Below are 2957 nucleotides of genomic sequence, written 5' to 3' on the forward strand. Positions count from 1 at the left end.
CCAAGTTGATTGATTTCGAATTGCAAATTCCTGATGACCCAATTTATGTAAAACTCAACAAACAACTTTACAGCTGGGCTATTGAAAACCTTGTAAAAAATGCTATTGACGCAATGAAAGGTAAAGGAAAAGTTACTATCACAATTGAAAAGAATACCAAATCGGTTTGTATCTTAATTTCAGATACCGGTAAGGGCATATCAAAAAAGGACTTCAATAAAATATTTAAGCCTGGATTTACCACTAAAAAACGTGGATGGGGTCTGGGACTTTCATTGACCAAGCGAATAATTGAAGACTATCACCAAGGGAAAGTCAAAGTAAAAAGTTCAGAAAAAGGGATGGGAACTACGTTTCAGATTTCATTGGGGCTTGTTGAATAACCTTTAAAGGCTTCTCTTAAATCGTCAGGTATTTTATAAGTTTTCTCTTTGTTGAAATCATAACAAACGGCAATATCTTTTGCCTGAATGCACACTTCATCTTTGTCATTCAAAATGAAGTGCTCCAGTGAAAAACTACTGTTTTTGATAAAACCAATTCTAGATTTAATTGTAATATTTCCGGGGTAGAACAAAGATTTCATAAAATCAACTTTTGAAGAAACCAACATGGGGCCGCGGTTTGTTTCTTTATAACTTTTGTACAAACCTGATTTTTCCCAGATATTTACCCGAGCCGATTGAAGATACCTGATTATATTAACATTATTAACATGTTCATACACATCCAAATCACTCCAGTCGATACGAAGTTTAATTTCGAGAGGAAAGCTGCTATTGTTGATCATATAGCTGCTTTAATTTTACTGGTCAGGGTTTTAAACTCATCCGGAGAAAGTGATACTTTTTTACTGAAATCCATATCACTCATTTGATTTAATGGAATAAGGTGAACGTGAACATGCGGCACCTCAAGACCAACCACAGCAACCCCCACCCGTTTGCATGAAACTGCTTTTTCAAGAGCTAAAGCTACTTTGCGAGAAAACTGCATAAGATTAAGATAGGTGTTTTCGTCGAGTTCAAACAGCTTGTCAACCTCCACTTTTGGAACACACAAAGTGTGGCCTTTTGCGTTGGGGTTGATGTCCAGAAAAGCAATGAAATTTTCGTCTTCAGCGACTTTGTAAGAGGGAATTTCACCATTAATGATTTTTGTAAAAACAGTTGGCATAGATGTCAAATTTTAATATGCTAAAGATACAAAATCAAACACATAAAAAAAGAGCAGTAAAAACTGCTCTTTCAAATTTGTATTGCATATTTTTTAATCTCTTGATATTTCAAGTATTTCAAATGTTACTGTTCCATTGGGAACTTGAATTTTTGCTGTTTCACCTACTTTTTTCCCAAGCAATCCTTTTCCGATAGGAGAGTCAACAGAGATTTTCCCTGATTTTAAATCTGCTTCGCTTTGCGCTACCAGTTTATAGGTCATTTGGGCTCCATTGGCTTGATTTTTTATTTTTACAGTAGAATGCACTAAGACTTTTGAAGTGTCTAATTGTGATTCATCTATCAAACGGGCATTGGAGACTACCTCTTCTAGTTTTGAAATGCGCAGTTCCAGCATTCCTTGTGCTTCTTTGGCGGCATCATATTCCGCATTTTCGGAAAGGTCTCCTTTATCTCTTGCTTCAGCAATTGCCTGAGAAGCTTTAGGTCGTTCTACATCCCGCAATTGGTCAAGTTCGGCTTTTAATTTTTTTAATCCTTCTTCAGTGTAATAAGATACTTTACTCATAACTTCATCGTTTTATATAATACAAAGATTCCCGCTACACTGAATACTTCAGTCAACTGCGGGAACGAAAAAAATCCCATTCGCGACGGGATTTGAGTGCAAATATACGAAAAATTTAATTGCTTTTGTTTTTATCGTACCTTGCAACGCTTTATTTTTATATTTATGAAGAAGTTTTTGATACTTTCAATGGGTGTTATGATGTTTGCCTGTAATAGTGATGACGATGTCAACAGAAATAACCCTTATTTGATTGATCCACTGGTAAATATGCAACTCGATTTGAGTTTGCCTCAATACAACCCATTGAATTTTCCCGGGAATAGTATTCTATTAAACTCTCAGGGAATTAAGGGAATTGTGGTTTACAATATTGACAACAGCCAGTATGTGGCTTTGGAACTGTCTGATCCCAACCATGCACCAAATGTATGCTCCAGAATGGAAATTGATGGAATTGAGGCTACCTGCCCATGCCCTAATGAAAACAATACTTACAACATAATCACAGGACAACACGTATCCCAACCCAATTTGTACCCCATGCAACGCTATAACGCTTTAAGGAATGGCAGTGTGATTACTATTACTAATTAATTATTTAGAGTTTTTTAAAGAAGATTAAACTGGCATTACTTCAGCCATTGGCAAAGTGTATTGTGGGATATTTGTACAGTAGCTTAAATTTGTATAAAGTAATCTATAAATACCCCCTCAAGCAAGCTCAAGGGGGATTTTTATTTCTATTTAAAACTTCAAAGTCACACCTGTCATAAAGTGTATGCCGGCCTGAGGGTAATAGCCCGCGCCTTCAATGGTGGTGATGGTTCCCGGTTCTGAAAAGTCATCATCAAATGTAAAAAAGTAACCGTTTGACACATATTTTATATCAAAAATATTGTTAATCATCCCGTTAAGCAAAATAGATGAAAACACAGGAGTGTCTTTGATTTCATATACGATGTTGAGGTCGTTGATAAAAAAAGAGTCTAGTTTGGAAGCCTCGCTGTCGATATTTCCCATATACTGCTCGCCCACAAACTTTGACAACCAGCCCATTTGAAATCCTTCAAATGGTTGGTAAATTAGCATGCTGTTAGCTACTACTTCGGGTGAAAACGAAATGTTAGTAGTCCCTAGATTCACCAGTTCGCCGTCAATAGATGCCACAAAATTTCGGTTTTTGTTTTGGCTTAAAGCGAAATTGGGCA

General features: G+C 36.4%; 5 protein-coding genes and 1 pseudogene. 2 read left to right on the forward strand and 4 right to left on the reverse strand.

Going from position 1 to position 2957, the window contains the following annotated elements; genetic code table 11:
- Window positions 1-383 (forward strand): HAMP domain-containing sensor histidine kinase (locus AACY61_RS11550; protein WP_339611735.1); only part of this gene is annotated, 383 nt, incomplete at its 5' end.
- Here the strand turns inward: AACY61_RS11550 and AACY61_RS11555 are convergent.
- From AACY61_RS11555 to greA, 3 genes are all read right to left on the reverse strand, one after another.
- Window positions 356-790: an acyl-CoA thioesterase gene (locus AACY61_RS11555; protein ID WP_339611736.1), complete on the reverse strand. Its 435-nt coding sequence runs from the start codon at window positions 788-790 to the stop codon at window positions 356-358. The two genes, AACY61_RS11550 and AACY61_RS11555, sit on opposite strands and share 28 nt — an antisense overlap.
- A complete protein-coding gene (locus AACY61_RS11560) occupies window positions 787-1176 on the reverse strand; it encodes an HIT family protein (RefSeq protein WP_339611737.1) in 390 nt (129 codons plus the stop codon). Before AACY61_RS11560 ends, AACY61_RS11555 begins: the two co-directional genes overlap by 4 nt.
- 93 nt (window positions 1177-1269) lie before the next feature.
- The gene (gene greA, locus AACY61_RS11565) at window positions 1270-1746 is read right to left on the reverse strand and encodes a transcription elongation factor GreA (protein ID WP_339611738.1); all 477 of its coding nucleotides are present in this window, start codon (window positions 1744-1746) and stop codon (window positions 1270-1272) included.
- Window positions 1747-1911: 165 nt separating this feature from the next.
- Between greA and AACY61_RS11570 the strand changes: the two genes are divergently transcribed.
- Complete coding sequence (locus AACY61_RS11570) at window positions 1912-2343, forward strand: hypothetical protein (RefSeq protein WP_339611739.1); 432 nt, start codon at window positions 1912-1914, stop codon at window positions 2341-2343.
- Window positions 2344-2493: 150 nt separating this feature from the next.
- On the opposite strand, the pseudogene AACY61_RS11575 reads toward AACY61_RS11570, so the two are convergent.
- Window positions 2494-2957: pseudogene (locus AACY61_RS11575) on the reverse strand (TonB-dependent receptor); the annotation flags it as partial.

The organism is uncultured Planktosalinus sp. (assembly GCF_963973675.1).
GTDB lineage: Bacteria > Bacteroidota > Bacteroidia > Flavobacteriales > Flavobacteriaceae > Planktosalinus.